This window comes from Ferruginibacter sp. (genome assembly GCF_049840995.1).
Taxonomy (GTDB): domain Bacteria; phylum Bacteroidota; class Bacteroidia; order Chitinophagales; family Chitinophagaceae; genus Ferruginibacter.
Genome location: NZ_JASGIP010000009.1, coordinates 143,773 through 169,292, shown reverse-complemented (window position 1 = coordinate 169,292; position 25,520 = coordinate 143,773). Strand labels below are relative to the sequence as shown.

Sequence of the window (25,520 nt, the reverse complement as noted above, 5' to 3'; positions counted from 1 at the left end):
TTCATTATCTTCCGTATCATAACACCTGTTCGCTATGAAAAGATATTTGCTGCTGCTCTGTCTCTTTGGTAGTTCACTGCCCGCAATTTGCCAGGTAAATCTTGAAAAAGGATTGGTTGCCTACTACCCTTTTAATGGCAATGCCAATGATGAAAGCGGCAATGGCAACAACGCTGTATTTAATAATGCCACGCTCACCAGCGACCGGAATGGCAAACCCAACAGCGCTTATGATTTTAACGGCAGAAGCCAGTATATGCGGATCAATAATGACCCTTCCCTCAATTTTAAAGGTTCCTTTTCCATTTCCGTATGGATAAAGATCAGGGACTTTTATGCAGGTAAATGCCATGGTAACAGGATCATACAGAAAGGAGATACGGATTACCTGGACGGAAGCTATTATTTAACCTACGACGATAATTATTATACCAAAGGAAATAATTGCTTTACTGATGTAGACAAAAGGCACCAAACCTATTATGGCCCATTTTCAAATAAACTGGCAGGCACTTCATTTGCATCGCCCGGCTCCTGGAATTTATTAACCTATACTTACAATGGCAGCGTGGCAAACCTGTACGTCAACTGTACATTGTATGCAAGCGGCCCTTTAGCAGGTTATAATTTTAGCAATAGTTACGACCTTTTTTTCGGCCGGTTAAAAAATCCGCAATATCCTTATTGGTTCAACGGCACAATGGATGATATAAGGATATACAACCGTGCATTATCCGCCGCAGAAGTACTTGCACTCTGTGATAAAAAAGAACCCGCCATCGATTTCACTTATACCATTACTGCCTGTAACCAGCTTAACTGTAAGATATCCAATATACAGGATATTAAAAGTTACAAATGGGACTTTGGTGATAATGGCACTGCCACCAAAGAATCAGTAACACATACCTATAAAAAAGAAGGCGACTACAATATTCAGTTAATTGCTGTGGGAACAAATGGAAAAGAAATAACCGTTGCAAAAAAGATCAGCATTGTACAACCCACCGCTGCTTTTACTTACGAAAGCACTGCTGAAAAAAACACCTATAAATTCAGCATCACCGGCAAACAAAAAGTAAAATACAAATGGCTTTTTGGAGATGGCGCTATTTCCGGGCAGGAAAAAAAGATAACGCATACATATAAAGAACCCGGCGTGTACGAGGTATTGTTAGTAGCAGAAGACAAGAACGGCTGCCGCGATACGGCCCTGCAAACTATCACTATTGCGCCTCCCCCTGTGCCGGTACAAGACACGATCGTAACAATGCAGGCAGACAGCAGCAACAAAGTTGCAGCAACTGTGCTGGAAAAAAGAGACAACAATCTTTTAAAAGAGATCACCGTAAGCAGCGATTCTGTATCGGTAACGTTTTATGACAATGCGGAAATTGACGGCGATTCTGTAACGATCGTTTATAACAACAACATAATCGTTACCCATTTATTTTTAACAGAAAAGCCTGCAAAGTTTATATTGCCGGTAAACAAAAACGGTGAGCCGAATGAACTTGTGATGTATGCAGAGAACCTGGGCAGCATACCGCCGAATACGGCATTGATGGTGGTATACGATGGCGACAAACGCCACGAAGTAAGTATCAGCAGCAGCAAGACCAGCAACGGTATGGTACGCTTTATTTTTAAACGATGATACCTATTTATGTATCTCGCTCGTAAAATGGAATTCGATATCCGGGTTATTCTGCCTTTCGGTATTCAGGAACCATTCGCTTTGCGCCAGGTATACGATATGACCATCTTTATCGGCAGCAATATTGGCTTGTTTGTATTTGGTAAAATCATCCAGTTTTTTAGGGTCCTTACTGGTGAGCCAGCAGGCTTTATAAAAAGGCAGGCTGTTCATCTGCACAGAAGCACCATATTCCTGTAATAAACGATATTGAATTACTTCAAACTGCAGTTCGCCCACGCAGCCAATTATCTTTTTGTTACCGCCAAACTGCGTGAACAACTGCGCCACGCCTTCATCCGTCAATTGTATCAAACCTTTTTCCAGTTGTTTGGTCTTCATCGGGTCTTTATTCACTACCTCTTTAAATATCTCGGGCGAAAAACTCGGTATACCGGTAAAATAAAAATCTTCTCCTTCTGTCAAAGTATCACCGATCTTAAAATTGCCGGTATCAAACAAACCCACTACATCGCCGGGATATGCATCTTCTATCACTTCCTTCTGCCTGGCCAAAAAACTATAAGGATTGCTGAAACGGAAATCTCTTTCCATACGCACATGATGATAATAGGTATTGCGTTCAAAACGGCCGCTGCATACCCGTAAAAAAGCAATACGGTCGCGGTGCTTGGGATCGAGGTTGGCATGTATCTTAAAAACAAAACCGCTGAACTTATCTTCTTCCGGTTTTATATCTCTTAATGTGGTATGCCTTGGCCTTGGTGTAGGCGCAATGCGGATAAATGTATCCAGCATTTCCTTTACACCAAAATTATTAACCGCACTGCCGAAAAATACCGGCGCCGTTTTGCCCGACAAATAATCTGCTTCATTCAACTCACCGTATACGCCATCTATCAGCTCCACATCTTCGCGTAAAGTATTGGCATCATGCTCCCCTACTTTTGCATCCAGTATCGAATCCGACAGGTCTTTTATCTCCACCACATCTTCATCATTTGCTTTAGTGCCGGCAGTAAACAATACCAGGCTTTTCTGGTGCAGATCATACACCCCTTTAAAATCCTTACCGCTATTGATGGGCACCGTCATCGGGTGCAGGTTGATCTTTAACTCCTTCTCAATTTCTTCCAGCAGGTCAAAACGGTTCTTACCGTCGCGGTCCATTTTATTGATAAACACGATCACCGGCGTGCTGCGCATGGCAATTACTTCCATCAGTCGCCTGGTTTGTGCTTCCACCCCGTTCACACTGTCAATCACCAGCACCACGCTGTCCACTGCGGTAAGGGTGCGGTAGGTATCTTCAGCAAAATCCTTGTGGCCCGGTGTATCCAGCAGGTTGATCAGGTGATCATTGTATTCAAAGGTCATTACCGATGTTGCAACACTGATACCACGCTGCCTTTCAATTTCCATAAAATCGCTGGTGGCGTGTTTCTTTATCTTATTGCTTTTAACCGCCCCCGCTGTTTGAATGGCGCCGCCAAACAACAGGAATTTTTCCGTAAGCGTTGTTTTACCGGCATCGGGATGCGATATGATAGCGAAAGTTTTACGTTTGTTGATCTCGTTGATATACTTCATATTGTCTGCTGAAGGCTAATAGTCTTTATTTATCAGCTTTTTTCAAGCCGCAAAGGTAAGGCTTGAGAGAGTTTAATACAAAAGCAGCTCACAATATAATTTCCGGGCAAAAACCATTGAAAAACAAGGCATATTCACAAATGCAATTACTAAATTCACATTTGCAATTGCCCTGCACCATGCAAATGATGATTTTTATGCAAAAAAACATGACAAAGAAAATGCTCTTTTTACATGGCTGCTTGCTGTTGCTATCGGCGGGCTTTGGACAATTAAAATTAACGCCGCAACAAAAAAAGGCCGATAGTATTTCATTCGAAAAATTCAGGAAAAATTACCCGGATGAATTTGAAGACAACAGGCCACCCACCCAATTGCTCGATGGCAGTTATTCCGTTGCCGGTTACTCTTCGGTGATACAGCTTACCAATAATCATATCAAGGATAAAGTGTACCATAATTTTCATCCCGGCATGCCGGATACCAGCACGGTGAACCCTTACAACGATATAAAGATCACAGATGCCGGCGTGCAACTCAATTTCTTTTATCCCGGTTTTGCATCCGGGCCCGCCAGTTTTGACGCATACATCACACCCGTTAACCGTTCCTTCATTAAAAACAACAGGATCGACGGCGCCCCGGTCAATATCATTCAGAAAAATATGTACAGTATCCGGTTATCGATCAATGGGAAATTGATTTACGACTGGAAGCCGCTTAATTCTTTTAAAGAAACCATTTACAAAAGCGGCAGCAAATGGAAGCTTCCCAACTCGACTGATATCGGCGAAAGCTTTGAATACGGGCAGGGATGGGCCATTTGCGATACCACGATCAATATCAACGATCAATTACTGATAGAAGTAAAGAACGATAATAACAACTGGATGGTTGACCGGTACAACATCACAAGGGTAGCCGTATCACCAACCGTATCTGCTGTAACAGGCATGGATAATAAAATCATCGCTGACAGCAATTCCCTTGAAAAAAAAACTTCACGCTGAACCCTGCAGGTAATAAAGTCACATTTCATGTAGCTTCATTGCCCTTTATTGATGGAGGCAATATTGAATATGCATTACAAAATGCAACCGATAATGATACTATATGGCAGGCATTTCCCAAAGGAGTGCCTGTTGTATCATTGGCCCTGCAACACAACAGCGCCTACAATTTTTTACTTCGCTACAATTTTCAACCTGGAAATATAAGCAGCTATAGTTTTACCGTACAACCTTATTGGTGGCAGACCAACCTGTTTAAAATAATTATTGGCGCTGCGATCGTTTCTCTGCTGTTCTTTATTCCATTTTTTATTTATAGAAAAAATAAGCAGCAGCAATTACTGACTTCCAACTTTAAAAAGACACAACAGCAACTGGAATTAAAAGCAATACATGCGCAACTGAATCCTCATTTTATTTTTAACGCATTGAATTCCATCCAAAGCCTTATCAATCAAAACAAAATAGATAACGCCAATCATTACTTAACCGAATTCAGCAGCTTACTCAGGCAATCGCTGGGCAATGCTGAAAAAGAAATGATACCGCTTGCGGAAGAGATAAATGCGTTGGAGCACTATCTTAACCTGGAGCAATTGCGTTTTAATTTTACTTACAACATCACTGTTGCCCCCGAAATAAAAACCAGCGCAACAGAAATACCCGCATTGTTATTACAGCCCATCATCGAGAATGCTGTTAAGCACGGCATCTCCCATTTGCAGAAAAAAGGCAATGTAGCGGTTAATTTCGTTATGGATGAACAGGACATGATAGCCACCATAACCGACAACGGAAAAGGATTTGACACCGCAGAAACATTTAGCGGTCATGGATTGCGATTAACTGAAGAAAGAATAACATTGCTGAACCAGCTGTTAAAAACACCAACGATCAGCTGCAGCACCGATAGCAATATCAACGGAACCGTTGTACTTTTAAGGTTTAAAAACTGGCAGCAATGATCACTGCGATAATTATAGATGACGAGCCCAACAATATCATCAACCTGCAAACCATGGTTGAAAAAAACTGTACGGGCATTACCGTTATTGCAGCGGCGCAAAACGCAGCCGAAGCAACCATTGCTATACAGCAATTTCAACCCGACCTTGTTTTTTTAGATATACAAATGCCCGGCACCAATGGTTTTGAATGGTTGCAATCCTTACCCGCAATCAATTTTGAAGTGATATTTGTAACAGCTTACAACCAGTATGGCATACAGGCAATAAAATTTGCCGCATTGGATTATATATTAAAACCGATCAAAGTAACCGAACTGCAGGAAGCAGTGAATAAAGCCATAAAAAAACACACCACAAAAAAGCAGGAAGAACATTTGCTGCATCTTTTCAACCTGTTAAAGCACGATCAGCAAAAAGAAACCCACCGCATTGCATTAGCATCTGCAAAAGAAACAAGATTTGTATTGACCAAAGACATCATTCGTTGTGAATCGGATAACAATTACACCACTTTCTTTTTATCCGGTAAAGAAAAGATCGTTGTTTCAAAACCCATTTTTGAATATGAAACTTTATTGTATCCCTATGATTTTATCCGTTGCCATCAATCGCACCTGGTAAATAAAAAGTTTATCAAAAGCCTTGTAAAAGATAATGGTGGTTATATTTTATTGCAGGACAATACTGTGATACCCATCTCCCGCCAGAAAAAAGAATTTGTAAAACTCGAAATGGAAAAGAGATAGCTTACAACAACTTTCCACTCATATATTTAACTGCGCCAATTCAATTGCTTGCCGTAAATTTGATACATGGGCAAATCCCTCAATATCATTGCCAATTCGCTGCGGCTCACTTTCCAGGAACTGAAGGTGAACAAGCTGCGTACCGCATTGAGCCTTACGGGGGTTGCTTTTGGTATCTTCTGTATCATTGGCGTACTGGCCACCGTGAACAGCCTGGAAAGGAATATCCAGAACGAGGTAAAGAGCCTCGGCACCAATACCATCTACATTGACAAATGGGAATATGCCGGCGGCGCCGATCGCCCCACCTGGAAGTACCGGGCAAGGCCCAATATGAAATATGAAGAGGCTGAGATGATCAAACAACGGGCATTGCTGCTGGATGATATATCCATGCTGTTGCGCACCGGCGGCAGTATTTCGTACAAAGATGATGTGATATCCAACTCCAGTGTGTACGGCATTACCGAAGCGCAAATGGAAGTGCAGCCATTTTCATTTGAATATGGCCGCTTTTTTTCCAACAGCGAATTTACTTCGGGCAGCAATGTATGTATCATCGGCTTTGCCAATGCAGAAGCATTATTTGGCAACAGCGAAAGGGCCATCGGCAAACAACTGGAAGTACGCGGCAAAAAAGCCACCATCATCGCCGTGATAAAAAAAGAAGGCAAGAATTTTATTGGCTGGGATTATGATAACTGCGTGATGCTGCCCTACAGATTCTGTAGGCAGATATTTGAAGAGCAATGGAGTAATCCCGTATTGATAGCAAAAGGCAAAGAAGGCGTAACACCCACTGCATTGAGCAACGAATTAAAAGGCATCATGCGGCAGATACGCCGCCTGGCACCTACACAGGAAGATAATTTTTCGCTCAACAGCGTGGAAGCATTCAGCAAAGCCATATCCGATTCATTTGTTACCATCAATATTGTAGGCGCTGTTATTGGTGGTATCAGTTTAATCGTGGGCATGTTCGGCATTGCCAACATCATGTTTGTAACAGTAAAAGAACGCACACCGGTGATCGGTTTAAAAAAAGCCATCGGTGCCAAAAAAGGCAGCATCCTCTTCGAGTTTTTAATGGAAGCGGCGCTGTTGTGTGTGATAGGCGGTGCCTTCGGTTTATTCTTTGTGTACATTCTTACCTTGATATTATCCGGTCCATTACATTTCCCCGTGTTCATTTCCTTACCCATGCTGGCCACTGCAGTTATCATCTGCATCATTGTAGGTGTGCTCGCAGGCATCATTCCCGCCAGGAGAGCCGCGAAGATGGATGCGGTGGAAGCCATAAGAAGCAAGTAAATGTTGAATGTGCGAATGTCGAATGTACGAATGTTCAACGCTCAATGTTCAATATTCAAGTAAAAGCCCACTCACGATTCACGTCTCACCACTGACGACTCACCACTCACGCCTCACGATTCACGTCTCACGCCAAAACGCCGTACCTTTGCGGCTTATGACCACAATCTTAGCGATCGAATCCAGTTGTGATGAAACTTCTGCCTCCGTATGTGTGGATGGAAAGATCTTATCCAACTTTATAGCCAACCAGGCGGTGCACGAAAAATATGGCGGCGTAGTGCCCGAACTGGCCAGCAGGGCGCACATGCAGCACATTGTGCCTGTAGTGGACGCCGCATTAAAAACTGCTAATACCAGCCTGCAGCAAATAGATGCCGTTGCCTTTACACAGGCGCCGGGGCTGATCGGCTCCTTGCTGGTAGGCACGCAGTTTGCCAAATCACTGTCGCTGGCGCTGGATAAACCATTGATCGCCGTGCACCACATGCAGGCGCACGTGATCGCCAATCTCATTCCTGAAAAAAAGCCCGCCTTTCCTTTTTTATGCTTAACAGTAAGCGGTGGACATACACAGATCGTATTATGCGAATCGCCTGCAAAGCTGAAAGTGATCGGCGAGACCATTGATGATGCAGCGGGTGAAGCATTTGATAAAAGTGCAAAATTATTAGGTCTGCCCTATCCCGGCGGACCATTGATAGATAAATACGCCGCACAGGGCGATCCGAACAGATTTAAATTTCCGGAGCCACAGATACCGGGATTGAATTTTAGTTTTAGCGGATTGAAAACTTCCATCCTGTACTTTTTAAAAAATGCAGGCACAGCAAATGTGTACAAAGAAGAATTTACCGCCGATGAAGCCACACAGAAAAAATTCATTGAAGAGAACCTGGCCGATATCTGCGCCTCCATACAAAACCGCATCATCAGTATCTTACTGAATAAATTAAAAAAAGCAGCGGCTGAAACAGGCATCACCAATATTTGCATAGCAGGTGGCGTAAGCGCCAACAGTGGATTAAGAAAAGCATTGACAGCGCTGGGCGAAAAAATGCAGTGGCAAACATTCATACCACCATTTGAATACTGCACCGACAATGCAGCTATGATCGCCATGACAGCCTATTACAAATTTTTAGAAAAAGATTTTGCAAACCTGTCTGTGAGCCCTTCTGCAAGAGCAGAATGGAGCTGAAGAAAGCCACAAGGGGAATAGCTGCAAGGGATAAGCAGGAGGATTGAAAATATTCTTGCAGCTGCTCCCCTTGCAGCTTGTAGCTCCTCCCCCTTGTATCTTGCACTAAAACTTTTACCATGCCCAACCATTTCTTCCGCTTTAAACAATTTACCATACAGCAGGATAAAACTGCTATGAAAGTGTGCACAGATGCCTGCCTATTCGGCGCTTTTGTGGCGAATGAAATAAAAGATAAGCAGCTGAACAGTATCCTGGATATTGGCGCAGGTACAGGTTTATTATCATTGATGCTGGCACAAAAAAATAACACATCGATCGAAGCGGTGGAAATTGATAACAATGCTTATCAGCAGGCAAAAGAAAATATACAGCAGTCTCCCTGGAAAGAAAGGGTCAGCATTGTAAATACGGCCATCCAGGACTATAAGCCGGGGAAAAAATTTGACTATATCATCAGCAATCCGCCATTCTTTGAGAACGATCTTATTGCTGCAGATGAACAAAAAAATGCCGCGAAACATGACAGCACTTTAACGCTGCAGGAATTACTGCACAATATTGAAAGGACATTAACTACTGAAGGCTCTTTCGCTGTGCTGCTGCCCCACCACCGTACAAACTATTTTATAACAGCAGCGCATACACTCAATTTTTATCCCTCAAAACTATTACTGGTAAAGCAAACACCCCGGCATGATTACTTCCGGTCGATCACAATTTTCAACAGGCAGCAAACTGTATTGGAAACAAAAGAGATGATAATAAAAAATGAGGGAGCAAATTACAGCGAGGAATTCATAACCCTTTTGAAAGATTATTATCTCTATCTATGATTTAGATTCCTGCATAATCTTTTAAATAAGCATAAGATTCGGTCAACTCACCACGCTTCACCATCGTAGCTCTCTCTATTACCGGTGATCCGCCTTTCACCAAATCTTCCAGTACAAATTTTATCAGCTGCTCACCAAAATACCTGGATGCATCACGGGGCAGTTCATTGGGCAGGTTGCCCACCGCCATAATGTCCACACTGTTTTGCTGGTAAGGTTTTGTCTTTTGCAGCGTATTCCTGTCAACACCATACACCGGTTCTTCAATGGTGCTGTCGCCGATATTTACCACCACCGAACCATGCGCATCATTGGTGATATCTGCAATGGTCTTGATATTGAAACTATCCGATTGAAATTCTTCCTTAGTGAACAGCGGCGGAATATCTTTATCCCAGTACACGCCATTCATTAAAATATCTGTTTGTTTGGCAAAAGGCGCAAAGGAACATTTATACTGTTCCGGGTGATCGTGAAAATCATCGCGGTTATAAGTGCCGTCTTCTATTCTTGCATACAGGTCGCGGCCTTTCAGATCAACATATACAGGATAATCAAACTGGCGATGTAAATATTCAAAAGGTTCCACTTCATGAATGCCCATCAGGTTCATGATCTCCAGCACACCATGCGCCACACGGCCGCTACCGGTAACAGCAATTTTTAATTTCGGCAGCTTTAAACCAAAATAAGTATGGATCAGGTTGCGGTAATCTTTTTGCTGGTACACCCTGTTCAGGTGATACTGGCCCGTTCTTTTACCATAAGCCATCATACCATTATGCGCCCCCACAATGCCGGCAAAAAAACCAAATCCTAAAATGCGCTGCCCATCCTCGTGCGTCAGGCATTCATAATCCACCAGCGTGATCTTTTTTTGAATGATGGCACGGAACAATTGCTGGTTGTGTTCCTGCTCTTTTTTTGTATGCGAAAAGAATAAATAGGTCTTGCCCGGTATCAATTGTTCTTTCGGTACTTCCTTAATGCCCATCAGCACATCGCATTCGCTGATATCTTCTTTCACTTCCACACCCGCCATGGCATATTCCTTATCTGTAAAACACCGGTTGTCACTGTACTGGGCAATAACTTTTATATCCGTAAAATTCTTATGCAGCCATTTACATTGCGCCGGTGTAAGCGCCACACGGTTGTCGGCCGGTATCTTTCCTTCTCTTATTAATCCAATACTAAGCATGCTCGTTATTTGAACGGCAAGTTAATTAATTTGGAATTTGGATGCTGAAAATTGAAATTTGTGTATGAATTACTTTGAATTGTTCGACATACCAGTAACACTGCAGGTGGATAAAAATATATTGTCTAAAAAATACGTGGAACTGCAGAAAAAGTTCCATCCCGATTTTTTTACACAGGCCACCGAACAGGAACAGGCAGACGCCCTGGAAACATCCTCGCAGGTAAATAAAGCCCTCAAGGTTTTAAGAAATGAAGATGCCACCATTAAATATGTATTACAATTAAAAGGCCTGTTGGAAGAAGAAGAAAAATACCAGCTGCCCCCTGATTTTTTAATGGAAGTGATGGAACTGAACGAGGAACTTTCGGACGATTCTGTACAGCAGGTAAATGAGCTGGAGCAACAGATCAAAGCGCCGGTACAGGCCATTATCGACAACTTTACCGAAAGCGGCACCAGTACGGCCGACCTGCTGAAGGTGAAGGAATACTATTACAAGAAAAAATACCTGCAGCGTATTTTGGACAGAATGGCGGGATAACGTAATATTGCAGCCCAATTTGTTGATTGGTTTACTGGTTAATTGGTTAATTAGTATATATTAAACCTTACTAATTAACTAGTAAACAAATTAACCAATCAGCGATAGAGTAGCCCATGTGGCGGAATTGGTAGACGCAGCAGACTCAAAATCTGCCGTTCGCAAGGGCGTGAAGGTTCGATTCCTTTCGTGGGCACCAGGCGGCCCCTGCAGATTGCAGGGGTTTTTTTATTGGAGTATGTTTACTGCCGCCTTCGGCGGGGAGAAGGGGAACACGGATTTTTAGGATGATCAGGATTTGAGCAGATATATCATCAGTATCATAAAAATCTATGTTCTCTCAAAAAGCACCGCAGGAGGCTTAAGCAATCTCCTCTTCCGGTAACTACAGGAAATTGATCTTTACGATCGTTGTTGATAGACCCTACACTTTGTCAGTGCTGCATACCAATAAGGGCGAAAGGTTTAAACAATTATAAATAATGGCGTTTCCGCTGGTTTGAGAGGATTATGCGCCAACGAAGGATAAAGTTATAAATCATCAAACCTACCATCATAATTCAAGCGCTCGATTTTCTGAAGTCTTGGATAATATGCTTTCGCACTCCTAACATTTATTAGCTTGCCCCCAGGTCCAAATACATTCACTTTCCACACTTTGAGCATTTGTTTTGAAGACGAATAATAAAACTTTACTTTAAGCTTCTTTTCATCATTCACACATAAAACAATACACGATCCATATTTATCGGTTACTTTATATCTAACTCTATTAAAACAAGTGTCCTCTTTGTTACTTATACAAATAGAAGTGCTGTCACCATCAATATATATTTTTTGCTCCCCAATTTTCGAATATAAAGCTGGTGTTATCAACCCATCTAAAATAAAACCAATTTTATTATCGTTCTTTTGAGCGATAATATTTATTGAAGAAAAAATTAAGGCACAAACAAGATATAGTCTTTTTCTAAACATAATTTTCATTATTGGCGAATAATTGGTGCTGTATCTAGCGAAATCGCTATTATCCTTCCTCTTCGCCGTTGTTGGTATGCAGCAATGCCCAAGTGCGAAAGCGTACCAATGACGGAGGACAATATTTTATAAACTTTTGATCTCATATTTTTTCCATAAATTCATGACAGGATTAAACAGCTCAATTTTCATTTGGTTTATATCTATTTTTTTTATAAAAAAATAATCTTTTTCAATTTGGCCAATTGCCTGATTCTCTATAATTACCTCGTTATTTAAATCAACATAAAAAAATTTCCCGAAACTATCTTTCATCAAAGACATAAAAAACATTTTTTTTCTTGGAAAGAAAAAATTGGGAGGTGTTGACAAATGCTCCGAAATTACCAGACTGTCTATTGCTGAAGCAATCAAATATTTCTCATTAAATATTTCATAATAAAAAGGCTTATCTGGCTTAAAATAGACTTTTTTCCCATTGATACTTTTAATGGAACGCACATGATTATTAGTATCAAATGAGACCAGGAAATTATACTTTGTATAAAGTTCGTCAGTTTTATTTAAAGATTTCGATTTTTTAAGAAAAACCGATACTAATTGAGCATTACAATTGCTATAAATTGACAGGTAAATTATAAAAAAATAAAAGAGTATTTCATTATTATTTCCTTTTGTTTTTATCCTTCACCGGCGCAGGTGTTTCTCGCCTTAGGCGGGAGCCACCTGGGTCTATTAATTCCAGCGGTTTGTCCAAAGGATTCCTTCGGAGTAACCGCGACCTACACTTCACAACTACAAAAGCTATTCAGGCTTGCGTCAATGTTGGTACGCAGCTAAACTGGTGTATCAAGCTTACCTACAACGACGGAGCTTTGCTATTTTTTACTGTTGCTTTTTCCCTTACATCGATGACACACATTAGTCGATGCCTGCCCTTGAAGGCACAGCAACGACTGTACATTTCGGCCTTTTTCATTTGTACAAACAATAGTAAGGAATAATTTGAAACACCAGCAGTTTCTAAAATAAGTTATTTTGACACATTACCAGCCATCTTAATCATATTAAATTCAAATGCAATTAAACAAATTGAACACAATAAAAAGGTGCTCCAAAATAAAAAGTAATTAATTCCATATTCATATACCGGATAATTATTAATCGGATTAATGTTTACAATCTTTTTTATTTGAAAAAACCATCCCGCTGTGAATGACAAGCACAGTGAAAATAAATACAAATTGATTCTTAGATATTTCATATTATAATTTTACTGGAGAATGTATAGTAGATGCTTGTGTGTATGTTTTAGTGAATTCTTCCCCCACTGGCGCAAGTGTTTCTCGCCTGGGGCGGGACCACTTGTGTCTATTAATTCTGGCGGTTTGCAACCGCGACATGCGGTGCATTTCAGCCTTATCCTGCTTGCCCGAATTTTGAATTTCATTTATCATAACTTTAATAAAACTCCATTTAAATTGGCTCTTACTTCTCAAATATATTCTGCGTCAATTTTAAAAAGGCGCATTGGGACCGCATCATTTTTCAAATTCATTTTTCCATTTTTATAATTAAGGTCGTCAGACGAGAAACCTAACTTCCATCCATATTTTAAATTTATAAAGGCTCCGAATTTCAAACTATAATTAACCCCGTTTTGCCTTCTTATAGAATCGATACTTTTCCTATCGGCTGTTAGATACCTAAATCCTTCAATAGAGAAATCAGCATCCTCGGTAGAATAATAAATCACTTTCCCGGTTTTATCAAATCCACATTTAAAATGTAAACTGTCAATTCGAAACAGATAACCGTCAATAATATTGGACCGTCCCACTACAACCAATATATTTTTCTCTTTATAAATATTTTTAAGTGAATCTTTAGAAATCCCCAGTTCAAAATTAAAAACCTGGGCTTTGATATGACAAGCGGAACTCCAAAACAACAGTAAAAAAAGTATTTTTTTCATTGTATTATAATGCAAAAAAAATAAGTGAATTACAATTTCCGTCTTTATTGGAATATAAAATTCTTTTGTATTAGTTTATTTTGCCCGACTACTCTTAGCCTCTATCTTTTCCCATTTTTTTCTTTCGCAATTATATTCAAAGGCAAATTCTGTTACCTGATCTCTAAGATACCAAAACGCTCTCTTTTTGTAATAAATTATAAGCAATGCAATCGAAACTTTAAATTGATTAGCCTCCAGGGAAGTAAAAATTTTCCAAGCTGTAATTTTCTTTTTTACTTCGTTTCGGTTTTTTCGGCTTTTAAAATTCCTAAATACAAATTCAACATTATATCTTGTACCTGAATATAAATAAGGCAAGTCCTTTTCATCAATTAAATAGATATCGCTTAAAAATCTTTTTTTTAACTCAGGAGTTGTTGCAAATTTAATAATATGCTCTATTTTAAGCGAAATAGCAGAGTCAACCAATTTTTTAATTTCATTAGTTTCTGTCTGCCCTTTGCACACAAGAAAAAAAGATATTAAGAAAGCCGTTCCTATTAATTTCATAATGCTATTTTTTTCTGGTGCAAATGCTTACCGCCTGGGAATGACCACTTGTGTCTGTTAATCCTGGCGATTTATAACCACAGCAAAGGCTTCAGAGAAACAAAAAACTCCTCAACATTGCTGATACGCCTGCACATTTCTATACAGCATATCAACAATAATGAAGAGCCGGGTACAGCCCATAAAAAGGGTTCAAGGTTTTAGTAGGGATGCATTAAAACGCTTTTTTACACACTTCGTGTATCCATTTTAATTACATTATAAAGTAGCGGCACAAAAATTAATTTTCCTAGCCAAACTTGATAACTGTGTATTTTTTGCCAAAAAACGTGTCAAAAACGGCTAGATCAGCATTTCATCCACCTGTTAAGCATATGCTTTACCAACTGGTAAAACTGCACAGCTAGCTCCTGGGCATAAAAAAAACCGAAGCATACACTTCAAGGTTAAGGTTGTAACTGCGGTTGACGCACAGCCAAAATAGTAAATAGTTGTAAGACTTTATTTAAAAGAAAGCTGAACTGTAATTTGGTTAAAACCTTGTTTCCCGAATAAAAGAAAAGATTCTTCACCGCCTACATCAATTACAATATCAAATCTTCCAGTTGAATCGGTTTTTCCCAGGCTTTGTTTAAAACCAAGTGTAAACTTGTCTAGCCTGGCTGCCTGAACAATATGCACATCGGCAATTCTTTTTTGATTACTTATTTCATTACCCGGATCGGGGAAAGAGATGTACCCTGTTAATTCCAGTTTATGCCGATCGATCTTCTTACAGGTTTCGAGTATAAAATTAAAATAGAATTTACCCAACTGTTGAAGTTGAAGTGAAAAGACCGAATCGTTTACGGTCCCGTAAGCCATATAGCTTTGCGTAAATGAACATCCTCCTACCGCTTGCATCTTTGCTGGGGACTTGCACGCTAAGAAGGTTAAGCCGATTATTATCTGAATAAAAAAAACACGTTTCATAGATCACTAAGCATTATAAAAATCTACGCCCGGTTAAGCTGCACTGCTCCGACTTAGCCATCCAATTGTTCGTAAGCTATTCCTTCTTTCCTTTTATTTTCCTTTTCAATTCAAGCTCACCGGTTAGCGTATTAAAATTCACAATACACGAAGAGTTAAAAGCGCCTTTCAGGTCAAAATGCCATCGTTGTTTGGGATCATCCAGCAAGATAAATTCCACTTGTTGTAAAGGTCTGAAACCGGGCCCTGTAGCAACATATGCCTCGCTCATTGGATAATAACTCACTACCAGCACTTTATCCGAATATACTTCAAGAAAGAAAAATGAACCGGTATCTTTTGCAATCAGCACTTTTTTATCGAGATAAACCGCCTGCTCATCAAAGCTCAAAGCATGCTTACCGATCCTGAAACAGTTCATGCTGCTGGCAGTATCATACTGTGTATAGTATTGGGATATGTACTTTACTTTTTGGCCATAACCACCAATGGTTATAAAAAGTAAAACAGTAAAAAAAGCGGGTACTTTCACCAGGCAATTATTTTGGGATATACGAATAGAACTGCTCACTTTCAAATATAAAACATTTCTTCTTTTGCAATTCAAGCAAACAAATCATAACCCATCCTCACCATCCTAAAAATCCGCGTTCCCCCAATGCCGCTTGCGGCGTTCTATACCACATCCTCTTCCGGCGAATGCGGCAAATTGATCTCTATCTGGCAACCATTGCCCGGACTGCTTTCGATATTGATGGTACCGTTAAAAGATTCTACCCTGTTGGCAATATTACTAAGACCAATACCATTCATCCGGTCGGTAGGCTCAAAGCCACGGCCATTATCGGTAACGAGTACACGAATATTATCACTGCCCGCTTCCACCAGTACGTTCACCATTTTAGCACGGGAATGCTTCAGGATATTATTCAGCTGCTCCTGTATAATGCGGTAGATATTCAGTTTCAGATCATCTTCAATAACCTGGCCGGAGCCATTGTAGATAAAGCTGGTCTTGATGCCCGTGGTCTCATTAAAACGCTCTATCAGTTGCTGCAACAGTTCCTGCAGGTTCACTTTCTTCATCGGCGTCACCTTGCCCTTACTCAACGAACGGATCTCTTCGATCGCCTTTTCTATCAGCTCCATCGATTCGGTAATGATGGCTTCGCCGCTGGTAGTGTTCTTGCGGGCCATGCCCAGGTATAAACGGGTGCCTGCTAATATCTGGCTCACATTATCGTGCAGTTCCTGCCCTATTTTATTACGCTCTCTTTCCTCACCGGTCAAAATAGCACGGGTGATCATTTTCTGTTCCTGTATGCTGCGGTTAAGTATCTCCTGCTCCAGCAATTTCTTTTCGGTGATATCAGAAGCAGCCAGCATTAAACCAAACATCACTTTCCTGCTGTCATTCACCGGGAACATCCTGATATAATACCAGTTCACAGTACCATCTGCCTGCTTATAATCCATCTCGTAACTTACCAGGTTCCCCTGCATCACCTTTTGTATACTGGCATTCATGCCATCGTGCCGGGTTTCAGGAAAATAATCCACAAAATCCGTATACAGTTGCAACTCCCGGTTCAATTCTTTACGCACCAGGTCGGCTGCACGCTGGTTAAAGGCCATTATCTTAAGGCTCATATCCAGCAGCACATAAATGGTATCGGTATTTTCAAAGATCGTGTTCAGGTTGGCTTCCGATTTCTGTAGGGCATGCACCGCTTCCCGCCTTATAAAATGTATGCGCAGCATATCGGCCAGCATATTAATCAGTTCTCTTTCTTCTGCCAAAAACGGACCTTCCACTTCGGGGGGCGTTTCCTGCAGGTATACCACCTGTATCTTGCCCGGTGTGCCGTTGCTGGTAACAAATCCCGCTTCCTGTAAATAAGGGGTGATGGTAAACCCGGGTGTGGTGAATTCCAGCTCGCCCAGTGTGATACGTGCAGCAGTAATAGAGTTGTATTGCCAGCCCTGCGGTACTATGTGCACAAAATCCTGCAGCGTAACAATGATCGATCTTTCTTCCCGCTGCAATACAATACCTGCACGGTACAATGTGGTGAGTTCTTTTACCCTTTCGTTCAGCAGGTAGTTGGCCCGTTCTCTTTCCTGCTCCGCTTTTTTACGTTCGCTGATATCAATACCGATCGCCAGCACACATGCCTTACCGTTATAAGTGATGGCAATCCCATTTACATAAAAAGGTATCTTTTGCTGTGTACTCGTAACCAGGGTGATCTCCATTTCTGCTTTGCCGGTGGCATAGATGGTTTCCACAGCTTTCTGGTACACCGCACGGTCTTTTTCTTCCACGCAGGCGCCGGTCTTTTTTTGCTGCAGCTGCTGGCTGTTGTAGCCGGTAATGATCTCAAAGTTCCTGTTCCATAAAAGATGATTGCCTGCTTCATCAAAAATATAGAACACACCGGGCAGGCTGTTGATGATGGATTGCGAAAGATCTTTTTCTTTTATTAATTGTTCCTGTGCAATTTTCTGTTCGGTAATATCCAGCAATGTACCAATAATGGCAGGCTTGCCATCAAAGCGGGTAATGCGGCCAAACAATTCCACATAAATAATAGTGCCATCTTTCTTTATGCCCCTGATAAAATAATTGATGCCTTCCACATCGCCTGCAATACGTTTGCGGATATTATCCGATACCAGTTGCCGGTCGCCTTCATATACCACGATGTCCACCGAAGGCGCATCCATGAGCGCCTGCTGCTCCTGCCCGAATATTTCTGCAAATCGGGGGTTCACATACGCAAATTTTCCATCCTGTATGATGTATACTCCTACAAGTGATTTTTCCACCAGGTCGCGGAATTTCTGTTCTGCCTCCCTTAATTCATTTTCTATCTCCTTACGCTCCGTAACATCCATCATGGTACCGATGATGGTGGGCTTTCCTTCGTACAGGGTGATGCTGCCAAAAAATTCGAGTGCACATTTACTGCCGTCTTTTTTCAATCCTGTTACTTCATAATGTTCACTTTCCACTTCGCCCGACATGCGCCGGATAGCTTTTTCCATGACCATCTTTCGTTGATCTTCGCTGATGATGAGTAAGGAGGCCTTACCGATCAATTCGTCTTTACCATAACCCAGTATCTCTTCAAAGCGGGGGTTTACATACGTGAACACATCATCCTGTACTATGTACACCCCTGCCAGCGAACCTTCCACCAGGGTACGGAATTTCTTTTCCGCCTCCTGTATATCCAGTGTACGCTGTTCCACTTTCTTTTCCAGCGTGCTGTTCATTTGCTGTAATTGCGATGTGGCAGCGTCTACTTTTTGCTTGAGTATACGGTGCGATCTTTTATAATAATTTCGGCGCCACAGGAATATACCGGCAAGCAGGCAGCAAAAGAATATGGCCCGCCCTATAAAGAACCAGCTTGTCTGGAACCATTTGGGCATCACCCGGAAATCCACCTGCTGGTAGGCGTAATCGTTAGTCTGTAAACCATTGCGCTTGCGTACCACCAGCTGGTAATTGCCAAACGAGGGAGAGAAGAGATTTATCTTGCCCGATGCATCCACCTGCAGCCATTGCCCGTCGCTGGGTTGTTTGCCTTTTTCCACTACCTGGTATTCCAGCAGCTCATTCTCACCCTGCCCCCAGAAAGCGCTGGAAACTGCAAAACTGATATTCAATACATTGTTGGCAACCTCGATATTATTATGTTGTAATACTTCGGTGCTGTCCACGTAAATATTATCGATCATGATCGCAGAAGCCGCAGTGGTGAACTGGATGGCAGCGGGATCGAACTGAACCAGGCCCTGCATGGAAGCAAGGCTTACCGCACCGCCCGGCAACTGCAGGTAAACCGGCTGGCATCCGCCATTGAATTCATTGGTACGCAGCCCACTCTTTTTTGAGAAGCCGTAATAAAAAGGCAGTTTGTTCCTGTTGTTGATATAGGCCATCACGGCATCGCGGTGGGTAACGAACAATCCATTGTTGGTGGGCATCCACATATAACCTTGCTTATCCTGCACAATACAATGCACATAGGCCAGCTTACCATCATTATCCGGGAACGCAATGATGCTGTCTTTATCCATCAAAAAAAATCCATGCCCGTAAGTGCACACCCATACTTTACCATCCGCTTCAGGATGTAAAAACCTGATATCAAAAGAATGCAGGCCAGCCACTTCCGTCACTTCATGATCTTTGATACTGTTCAGTATAAAAAGCCCTTCCCTTGTACCGATAAGATATACACCATCCTCACGCTGCTGCATATACGAAACTATATCGAGCCGCAGATTAGCAATGGTGACCTCTGTAAAAATATTGTTCGCGAAATACCCGGCCAGGTGACTGGAGATGAACCATACCCTTCCCTGCCGGTCTTCGAACAGGATGTTGGGTGAACCTTTAAAGCGCAGTATGGTATCGGCATTGGGGCCGATATCCGTGCCATGCAGTACCCTGTTCTTGTATATGTACCAGTAATATCCTTTGCTGTCTTTTAAGGAAGTATAGGGAAAAGTTGCGTAAGGCGTTTTTGTCTTTCCTGTAAAGTGTCCATCTACAAAAAGTTTATCCCCGCCGGTAAGCACCGTGTGCCCATCGGGCAGTAACTGCTGCACATAAAAAGCATCCGGCTCTCCATTGGGCATGGGATCGGTGAGTGTAAAGAATTTTTTGCGGTACACATACAGGCCGCTGCGTTGTGTACCCACTACAATGGTGTTACTGTCTTTTTGATACACCATTGTAATATCATTAGCATTCTGCAGGTTGTTGAACAACAGGTTCACTACCGGCTCCCCCGCAGCATTGATCGAGATATTATACAAGGCAGAATCTGCCACACAAAAAAAATCGTTGCCATCGCCGTTGTTGAATAAAGAGAGTCTTTGCTTTACAGGCAGGGGCAATGGCTTTCTTTGCTGCAGGCCTGCGGCTGTATAAAAATTGATATAATTATCCTCATCTATGTACGCTGCTTTGCCCTGCAGGTATAATAGCTTTTTAAACACCAGGTTGTTGACCGGTATCTTATTGATGAGCCCATGGGAATCATATACGCCTATCCCATCGGTAAGAGTTACCAGCAAAGTATCTTTACTGTATACAGTGCCGGTATAACCGCCAGGCGCAATATACCATTGCTGCATAGAACTGTCGGCATGCAAAAATGCTTTCTGCGGAACCGTTTCATGCAGGTTCAGAAAAAAAAGCCCGTCACCGTACTGATGTTTTTTAATAGCAGTAATGGAATTGTTTACAATGTAGGCGATCTGTTGCGTGGCGGCAGAAAATGCCAGGATGGTATCCTTGCCTTTGTAATAAAAATGTTTTATCCGTGTAAAGTTGCCGTTGATGATGCCCTTCCTGGTATGCACAGGTAAAAAACGATTGCCGTTGAACCGGGTGATGCCGCTTTCGGTAGCGATCCATAAAAACCCGTAGCGGTCGGGCAAAATACTGTTGATGGAGTTTTGCGGCAGGCCTTCCTCTTCGCCAAAATGCTGGGCAAAATAACTGTTGCTGCCGGGTTGCTGTAGCTGCGCCTTACCTGCTGTACAGACAATTTGGTTTAAAACAATAAAAAGGACAAGGTGAAAGGTTTTAACTGCAGGCATCAGTAAAACATTATACTACAATTTAACGGAGTTTTATATAAAATGCAACCCTATTATTACAAATGGAAAGAGATATGTCTTTTTTAGTTACAAAGAACCGCCTTCAACCAACACGGAGTTGATGGTGAGTTCCTGGATAAAGGTGCTGCCCGAGAGGCAATCCATCATGCGCTTAAAAGAAAGCTTGCCGAGTTTATAACCGCTGGTTTCCACGTAAGTGATCTTAGGATTATAAAGCGTTGGCAGCAGTCCGTTGCTGATGGAGATCACCGCTACATCTTCGGGCACCCGCAATCCTTTTTCGTGCACGGCATACATAGCGCCGATAAGCAACAGGTCGCCCATACAGAAAATGGCATCAGGCCTTTTTTTACTTTCCAGTGCAGTGGCGGTTATACCCTTTGCATCTTCGATAGATAATGCAAACTGGTTGTTGATATGTGCGTTGGGTGCATGGGCCTTAATGGTCTCATTAAAAGCCTCGTGCCTTTTGGTGGAGATGGTGAGTTTGGGATGACCGAAAAGCGCCAGTATATTTTTTTTATCTTTTGCCGCCAGCGCTTCTGCTGCAATAATGGCCGCCGACCTGTCTGCAACACACACTTTGTTGCATTGATCATAATCGGGCACCCGGTCAAAAAATATCACAGGGATCTTCTTTTCTTCCAGTTTTAAAAAGGAACTGATATCATCCGTTTCGCCGGTAATGGAAATGAACAGGCCGGCAATGCGGTTGTTCTTCAATAATTTTAAATTGGCCGATTCGATCTCCTTGCTTTCGCCCGACTGCATCAGCAGTACAGAATATCCACGGGCCCTTGCCTCTTCTTCCACAGCAATGGCAAATGATTCGTAAAAGAAATTATCAAAGGAAGGCACCAGTACGCCCAGCACATTGCTGGTATTGTTGCGCAGGTAAATAGCGTGGCTGTTGGGTTCATACTCCAGTGTTTCGGCCAGTTCCTTTACTTTTCGCTTCGTCTCTTCCGAAATATCAGGATGATTTTTCAGTGCACGGGATACGGTGGAGATACTGATCTTTAATATCTCTGACAGTTGTTTTAGTGTAGCTTGTTCCATCGTTAAACCGTAAAGTAATATTATTTTCCCTTACAGAACAAACCTTTTTTATACTGCGGATTTTACGGTGATCACTTTAAGCCGTTCTTTAATAAACGCATTTGTCCAAGATGGTATGCATCGTGCTGCAGGCAACCCAATATCAACTGATAAAAAGTTTGCCCCTGCACCGGAGATGGTTTATCAAGCTGTTCATCTTTGATAGCATGCAAGGCATGGCGCAAAGCATGATAAGCTGCTTCAAAATCGTGCAGGGTCTGCCGCCAGTTGGTATCATTCAGTTCGGCAGGCAATAAAAAATCTTTGAAAGGAGGAGGATTGGTACTGCCCGTTAAACGGTTTACAACAGTAGTACGCCAGTAAATGATATGAGCAGTGAGTTGCCAGATATTATTGCTTTTGGCCACTACATCCTGTGCAGCCATTGCAGCAGTAACGCCCTGCAGTGTTTCTTTAAAATTATTGCCGATCCAGCAATCACCATGCTGAAGGTCTTCAAACAATTTTACAATGCGGTTGATCTCGATGCCCATATACAGTTAATTAATTGATGCAATTCATGAAAAAATAATACGACCCTTACTATCTCAAAGATAATTGCAAACCAGTTACTTCCAACATGCCTGCCCCGAATCTTCATTTAAATTGTTCATTACCTGTTTGTTTAATGGGTTCTTTACTATATCTTGCAGCACATCTGTAGCTTTAAAATTCTTACCCGATCCTTCGAATACCCTTACTATGACCTGTTAAGGTTACATAACTGACTTTATTAATCGCCAATAAATTGAATACCGGAATTTAAATTAAAACCCTATAACTGATGTTACAAAAAAACACCAAAGCAAGTATCCTGTTCTTTTTTCTTTCCTTGTTTGTATTGATACAACCTGGTTGTAAAAAACCGGACAGTATGGACGATACACAAACACTGGAGCCACCGGTGGTAGTGAATGATGCAACAAAAGTAACCGCCACCATTTCCGGATCGGTGATAGACGAGAACAACCAACCCGTTGTGAATGCTACTGTAACATCGGACAGTTACTCCGGCACTACCGATGCCATGGGCAATTTTACTTTTAAGAACGTAAATATTTCTGCCGCCAACGGCCATGTAACTGTAATTAAAACCGGCTACTTTAAAGGCATCCGCAGCTTTGTGACCATGCCGGGCAAAAATAATTATGTAAAGATCCAGTTGCTTAAACAAACGCTTACGGCTACACTCATTGCTTCGGCGGGCGGTACGGTTACCACCAATGGTGCATCGATCGTTTTTCCTGCCAATGCTTTTGTAACAAGCGCTGGTGCGGCTTACAACGGCAGCGTAAAAGTGTTTGCTTACTGGATCGATCCTACCGCAGCCAATTTACCATTGGTGATACCCGGCGACCTGAGGGGCATCAACAGCAGCAATGGCGAATACCTGTTGACCACTTACGGAATGGTAGGCGCCGAATTACAGGATGCGAGTGGTAATACATTAAAGATCGCTCCCGGCAAAAAAGCTACCATCAGCTTCCCCATCCCGGCAATGCTGGCGGCAAGCGCACCCGAAACCATTGCACTGTGGCATTTTGACGAAGCCACTGCCCGTTGGAAAGAAGAAGGCACCGCCACCAAAAGCGGCAGCAATTATACAGCAGCTGTAGATAAATTCTCTTTCTGGAATGTGGATGTACCCGGCAATTTTGTAACGCTGGACCTGCGCCTGCTGAACAGTGCCAACAGCCTGCCAATGGCCAATACCATGGTAAAGATCACGAGGTTGAGCAATGGTACTTATGTAACTGGTTTTACCAATGATAGTGGTTATGTATCCGGTTACGTACCAAAGAACGAGAACCTGAAACTGGAAGTAATAACAAACACATTTTGTACAAGCAATACCGTAGTTTATACACAAAATATTGGGCCATACACCGCCAATGCTTCTTTAGGCAATATCAATGTTACCATACCGGCCACACAGGTAATAACCTTTACGGGTACCGTAAAAAATTGTAACAACCAGCCGGTGACCAACGGATATGTAAGTCTTAGTCTTGCTGGTGGCGGGGGTACCATCGCTTATACCAACGCAACAGGACAGGTGAATTTCAGCCTGCTGTATTGCGGCGGAACTGCAACTTACACTTACAATGCTGTAGACCTCAGCACCGGCGCCTATAGCACTGTTGCAGGCGCAACTGCTATTGGTAATACTGTTAACCTGGGTACGCTTACTGCCTGTGGAAATACGATTAATACCAGTGGGGTTTATATAACCGGCGCAATAGAAAACAATGCTGTATTGTGGAAAGATGGTATCGCAACTGTCTTAACAAACATCCCGGCAAATGGAAATAAATCTGCTTATGCTTTACAGGCATTGGTTTATAATAATGATGTTTATGTTTTAGGCTCTGAGGAAGATACAACCATTAATGGTTGGGTCAATACTATCAAATTATGGAAAAATGGCGTATTGACCAATGTTACAAATGGCTTAACCTATGCAGAGCCATTTGGTTTTGACGTGTACAATGGAGATGTTTATATTGTTGGATTAGAAGGCTCTGGCTCTGCTACAGCTGCTAAGGTGTGGAAGAATGGAGTGGCGACAATCATACCAAAAGACACTTTTGATATACTAAGCCCAACCAGTATAAAAGTTGTGAACGGAGATGTATATGTTAGTGGCAAGGTGTTCAGCAATTCAAATTCATCAAGCAGGGCAGTGTACTGGAAGAATAACACGATCAATTTTCTTTCAGCTGCAAGTGTTAATGCAGGCAATGAAGCTTCCGGTATCTTTATAGACAACGGAGACCTCTATTTTTCCGGCTCTGAATCAACAAGCAACGGGCAATCCTTTATTGCGGTATATTGGAAAAATGCTGTTAAAACTACATTGACATATCCCGGAACTTATGCGGGGGCAAGCAGCAATTCAATTTTTGTTGATAATGGCGATATATATATCGGCGGCTCAATACATCAGAACCAGGGTGTTTTTATACAGAATGCTGTTTACTGGAAAAACAATAACATCAATTTTGTAACAAACTATGCTACAAGTGGTAATACTGCGGCAGTTAACAATATTTTTGTAAAGAATAATATAGTTTATACAGTAGGAGAAATCAATTCAAATAACGGGATAACCACCCCATTGTATTTTCAAAATAACGTACCAGTTGCTTTAACTGGTTTTACAAACACCCAGGAAGCATACGGCTATGGCATTTTTGTAAAATAAATTGTAACTAATAACATTTATCAAAGAGTGGGC

20 protein-coding genes and 1 tRNA gene are annotated in these 25,520 nt (G+C 41.9%); 10 read left to right on the top strand and 11 right to left on the bottom strand.

Translation table 11 applies throughout. The annotated features are described in order from the left end of the window. Nucleotides 1-34: 34 nt before the first annotated feature. On the top strand, nucleotides 35-1,657 hold the full coding sequence (locus QM738_RS25150) for a PKD domain-containing protein (protein ID WP_462279540.1): 1,623 nt from the start codon (nucleotides 35-37) through the stop codon (nucleotides 1,655-1,657). A gap of 3 nt (nucleotides 1,658-1,660) precedes the next feature. On the opposite strand, the gene QM738_RS25145 is transcribed toward QM738_RS25150, so the two are convergent. Continuing rightward, entirely contained in the window at nucleotides 1,661-3,247 is a 1,587-nt protein-coding gene (locus QM738_RS25145; protein WP_462279539.1) for a peptide chain release factor 3, read from the bottom strand. Nucleotides 3,248-3,456: 209 nt separating this feature from the next. On the opposite strand from QM738_RS25145, the gene QM738_RS25140 reads away from it, so the two are divergent. From QM738_RS25140 to QM738_RS25115, 6 genes are all read left to right on the top strand, one after another. Beyond that, nucleotides 3,457-4,257 (top strand): hypothetical protein, encoded by an 801-nt coding sequence (locus tag QM738_RS25140; RefSeq protein ID WP_462279538.1) that lies wholly within the window; start codon nucleotides 3,457-3,459, stop codon nucleotides 4,255-4,257. Between the two features lie 38 nt (nucleotides 4,258-4,295). Further along, complete coding sequence (locus tag QM738_RS25135) at nucleotides 4,296-5,222, top strand: sensor histidine kinase (protein WP_462279537.1); 927 nt, start codon at nucleotides 4,296-4,298, stop codon at nucleotides 5,220-5,222. Further along, nucleotides 5,219-5,971 (top strand): LytR/AlgR family response regulator transcription factor, encoded by a 753-nt coding sequence (locus QM738_RS25130; protein ID WP_462279536.1) that lies wholly within the window; start codon nucleotides 5,219-5,221, stop codon nucleotides 5,969-5,971. The genes QM738_RS25135 and QM738_RS25130 overlap by 4 nt, the downstream gene beginning before the upstream one ends. 66 nt (nucleotides 5,972-6,037) lie before the next feature. Beyond that, nucleotides 6,038-7,282 (top strand): ABC transporter permease, encoded by a 1,245-nt coding sequence (locus QM738_RS25125; RefSeq protein ID WP_462279535.1) that lies wholly within the window; start codon nucleotides 6,038-6,040, stop codon nucleotides 7,280-7,282. Between the two features lie 157 nt (nucleotides 7,283-7,439). Next, nucleotides 7,440-8,483 carry a tRNA (adenosine(37)-N6)-threonylcarbamoyltransferase complex transferase subunit TsaD gene (gene tsaD / locus QM738_RS25120; RefSeq protein ID WP_462279534.1) on the top strand — a complete coding sequence of 348 codons (1,044 nt, stop codon included), beginning with the start codon at nucleotides 7,440-7,442 and terminating at the stop codon, nucleotides 8,481-8,483. A gap of 119 nt (nucleotides 8,484-8,602) precedes the next feature. Then, on the top strand, nucleotides 8,603-9,319 hold the full coding sequence (locus QM738_RS25115; RefSeq protein ID WP_462279533.1) for a tRNA1(Val) (adenine(37)-N6)-methyltransferase: 717 nt from the start codon (nucleotides 8,603-8,605) through the stop codon (nucleotides 9,317-9,319). A 1-nt stretch (nucleotide 9,320) separates the two neighbouring features. Here the strand turns inward: QM738_RS25115 and QM738_RS25110 are convergent, their stop codons facing one another. Then, nucleotides 9,321-10,520: an NAD(P)-dependent oxidoreductase gene (locus tag QM738_RS25110; RefSeq protein WP_462279532.1), complete on the bottom strand. Its 1,200-nt coding sequence runs from the start codon at nucleotides 10,518-10,520 to the stop codon at nucleotides 9,321-9,323. Between the two features lie 64 nt (nucleotides 10,521-10,584). On the opposite strand from QM738_RS25110, the gene hscB reads away from it, so the two are divergent. After that, nucleotides 10,585-11,064, top strand: a complete 480-nt coding sequence (gene hscB, locus QM738_RS25105) for a Fe-S protein assembly co-chaperone HscB (RefSeq protein WP_462279531.1) — start codon at nucleotides 10,585-10,587, stop codon at nucleotides 11,062-11,064. 112 nt (nucleotides 11,065-11,176) lie between these two features. Continuing rightward, nucleotides 11,177-11,263: transfer RNA gene (locus QM738_RS25100), tRNA-Leu, on the top strand. Between the two features lie 332 nt (nucleotides 11,264-11,595). Here QM738_RS25100 and QM738_RS25095 read toward each other — a convergent pair. The 9 genes from QM738_RS25095 to QM738_RS25055 all read right to left on the bottom strand — a co-directional run bounded on the left by QM738_RS25095 (nucleotide 11,596) and on the right by QM738_RS25055 (nucleotide 22,776). Continuing rightward, complete coding sequence (locus QM738_RS25095; protein WP_462279530.1) at nucleotides 11,596-12,042, bottom strand: hypothetical protein; 447 nt, start codon at nucleotides 12,040-12,042, stop codon at nucleotides 11,596-11,598. A gap of 126 nt (nucleotides 12,043-12,168) precedes the next feature. Next, nucleotides 12,169-12,543: a hypothetical protein gene (locus QM738_RS25090; protein WP_462279529.1), complete on the bottom strand. Its 375-nt coding sequence runs from the start codon at nucleotides 12,541-12,543 to the stop codon at nucleotides 12,169-12,171. Nucleotides 12,544-13,537: 994 nt separating this feature from the next. After that, the gene (locus tag QM738_RS25085) at nucleotides 13,538-14,017 is read right to left on the bottom strand and encodes a hypothetical protein (RefSeq protein ID WP_462279528.1); all 480 of its coding nucleotides are present in this window, start codon (nucleotides 14,015-14,017) and stop codon (nucleotides 13,538-13,540) included. 75 nt (nucleotides 14,018-14,092) lie between these two features. Further along, on the bottom strand, nucleotides 14,093-14,569 hold the full coding sequence (locus tag QM738_RS25080) for a hypothetical protein (RefSeq protein WP_462279527.1): 477 nt from the start codon (nucleotides 14,567-14,569) through the stop codon (nucleotides 14,093-14,095). Nucleotides 14,570-15,070: 501 nt separating this feature from the next. Then, nucleotides 15,071-15,541: a hypothetical protein gene (locus QM738_RS25075; RefSeq protein WP_462279526.1), complete on the bottom strand. Its 471-nt coding sequence runs from the start codon at nucleotides 15,539-15,541 to the stop codon at nucleotides 15,071-15,073. A gap of 76 nt (nucleotides 15,542-15,617) precedes the next feature. After that, entirely contained in the window at nucleotides 15,618-16,073 is a 456-nt protein-coding gene (locus tag QM738_RS25070) for a hypothetical protein (RefSeq protein ID WP_462279525.1), read from the bottom strand. A gap of 143 nt (nucleotides 16,074-16,216) precedes the next feature. Beyond that, on the bottom strand, nucleotides 16,217-21,163 hold the full coding sequence (locus QM738_RS25065; protein WP_462279524.1) for a PAS domain S-box protein: 4,947 nt from the start codon (nucleotides 21,161-21,163) through the stop codon (nucleotides 16,217-16,219). A gap of 87 nt (nucleotides 21,164-21,250) precedes the next feature. Beyond that, nucleotides 21,251-22,243, bottom strand: a complete 993-nt coding sequence (locus QM738_RS25060; RefSeq protein ID WP_462279523.1) for a LacI family DNA-binding transcriptional regulator — start codon at nucleotides 22,241-22,243, stop codon at nucleotides 21,251-21,253. A gap of 71 nt (nucleotides 22,244-22,314) precedes the next feature. Then, complete coding sequence (locus QM738_RS25055; protein WP_462279522.1) at nucleotides 22,315-22,776, bottom strand: DinB family protein; 462 nt, start codon at nucleotides 22,774-22,776, stop codon at nucleotides 22,315-22,317. Between the two features lie 290 nt (nucleotides 22,777-23,066). On the opposite strand from QM738_RS25055, the gene QM738_RS25050 reads away from it, so the two are divergent. Continuing rightward, the gene (locus QM738_RS25050; protein WP_462279521.1) at nucleotides 23,067-25,487 is read left to right on the top strand and encodes a carboxypeptidase regulatory-like domain-containing protein; all 2,421 of its coding nucleotides are present in this window, start codon (nucleotides 23,067-23,069) and stop codon (nucleotides 25,485-25,487) included. The last annotated feature ends 33 nt before the right edge of the window (nucleotides 25,488-25,520 follow it).

Bases quoted from the DNA above. Each gene is read 5' to 3' on its own strand.
- QM738_RS25150 (WP_462279540.1), top strand. From the start codon at position 35: ATGAAAAGATATTTGCTGCTGCTCTGTCTCTTTGGTAGTTCACTGCCC.
- QM738_RS25145 (WP_462279539.1), bottom strand. From the start codon at position 3,247: ATGAAGTATATCAACGAGATCAACAAACGTAAAACTTTCGCTATCATA.
- QM738_RS25140 (WP_462279538.1), top strand. From the start codon at position 3,457: ATGACAAAGAAAATGCTCTTTTTACATGGCTGCTTGCTGTTGCTATCG.
- QM738_RS25130 (WP_462279536.1), top strand. From the start codon at position 5,219: ATGATCACTGCGATAATTATAGATGACGAGCCCAACAATATCATCAAC.
- QM738_RS25125 (WP_462279535.1), top strand. From the start codon at position 6,038: ATGGGCAAATCCCTCAATATCATTGCCAATTCGCTGCGGCTCACTTTC.
- tsaD (WP_462279534.1), top strand. From the start codon at position 7,440: ATGACCACAATCTTAGCGATCGAATCCAGTTGTGATGAAACTTCTGCC.
- QM738_RS25115 (WP_462279533.1), top strand. From the start codon at position 8,603: ATGCCCAACCATTTCTTCCGCTTTAAACAATTTACCATACAGCAGGAT.
- QM738_RS25110 (WP_462279532.1), bottom strand. From the start codon at position 10,520: ATGCTTAGTATTGGATTAATAAGAGAAGGAAAGATACCGGCCGACAAC.
- hscB (WP_462279531.1), top strand. From the start codon at position 10,585: ATGAATTACTTTGAATTGTTCGACATACCAGTAACACTGCAGGTGGAT.
- QM738_RS25095 (WP_462279530.1), bottom strand. From the start codon at position 12,042: ATGTTTAGAAAAAGACTATATCTTGTTTGTGCCTTAATTTTTTCTTCA.
- QM738_RS25085 (WP_462279528.1), bottom strand. From the start codon at position 14,017: ATGAAAAAAATACTTTTTTTACTGTTGTTTTGGAGTTCCGCTTGTCAT.
- QM738_RS25080 (WP_462279527.1), bottom strand. From the start codon at position 14,569: ATGAAATTAATAGGAACGGCTTTCTTAATATCTTTTTTTCTTGTGTGC.
- QM738_RS25075 (WP_462279526.1), bottom strand. From the start codon at position 15,541: ATGAAACGTGTTTTTTTTATTCAGATAATAATCGGCTTAACCTTCTTA.
- QM738_RS25065 (WP_462279524.1), bottom strand. From the start codon at position 21,163: ATGCCTGCAGTTAAAACCTTTCACCTTGTCCTTTTTATTGTTTTAAAC.
- QM738_RS25060 (WP_462279523.1), bottom strand. From the start codon at position 22,243: ATGGAACAAGCTACACTAAAACAACTGTCAGAGATATTAAAGATCAGT.
- QM738_RS25055 (WP_462279522.1), bottom strand. From the start codon at position 22,776: ATGGGCATCGAGATCAACCGCATTGTAAAATTGTTTGAAGACCTTCAG.
- QM738_RS25050 (WP_462279521.1), top strand. From the start codon at position 23,067: ATGTTACAAAAAAACACCAAAGCAAGTATCCTGTTCTTTTTTCTTTCC.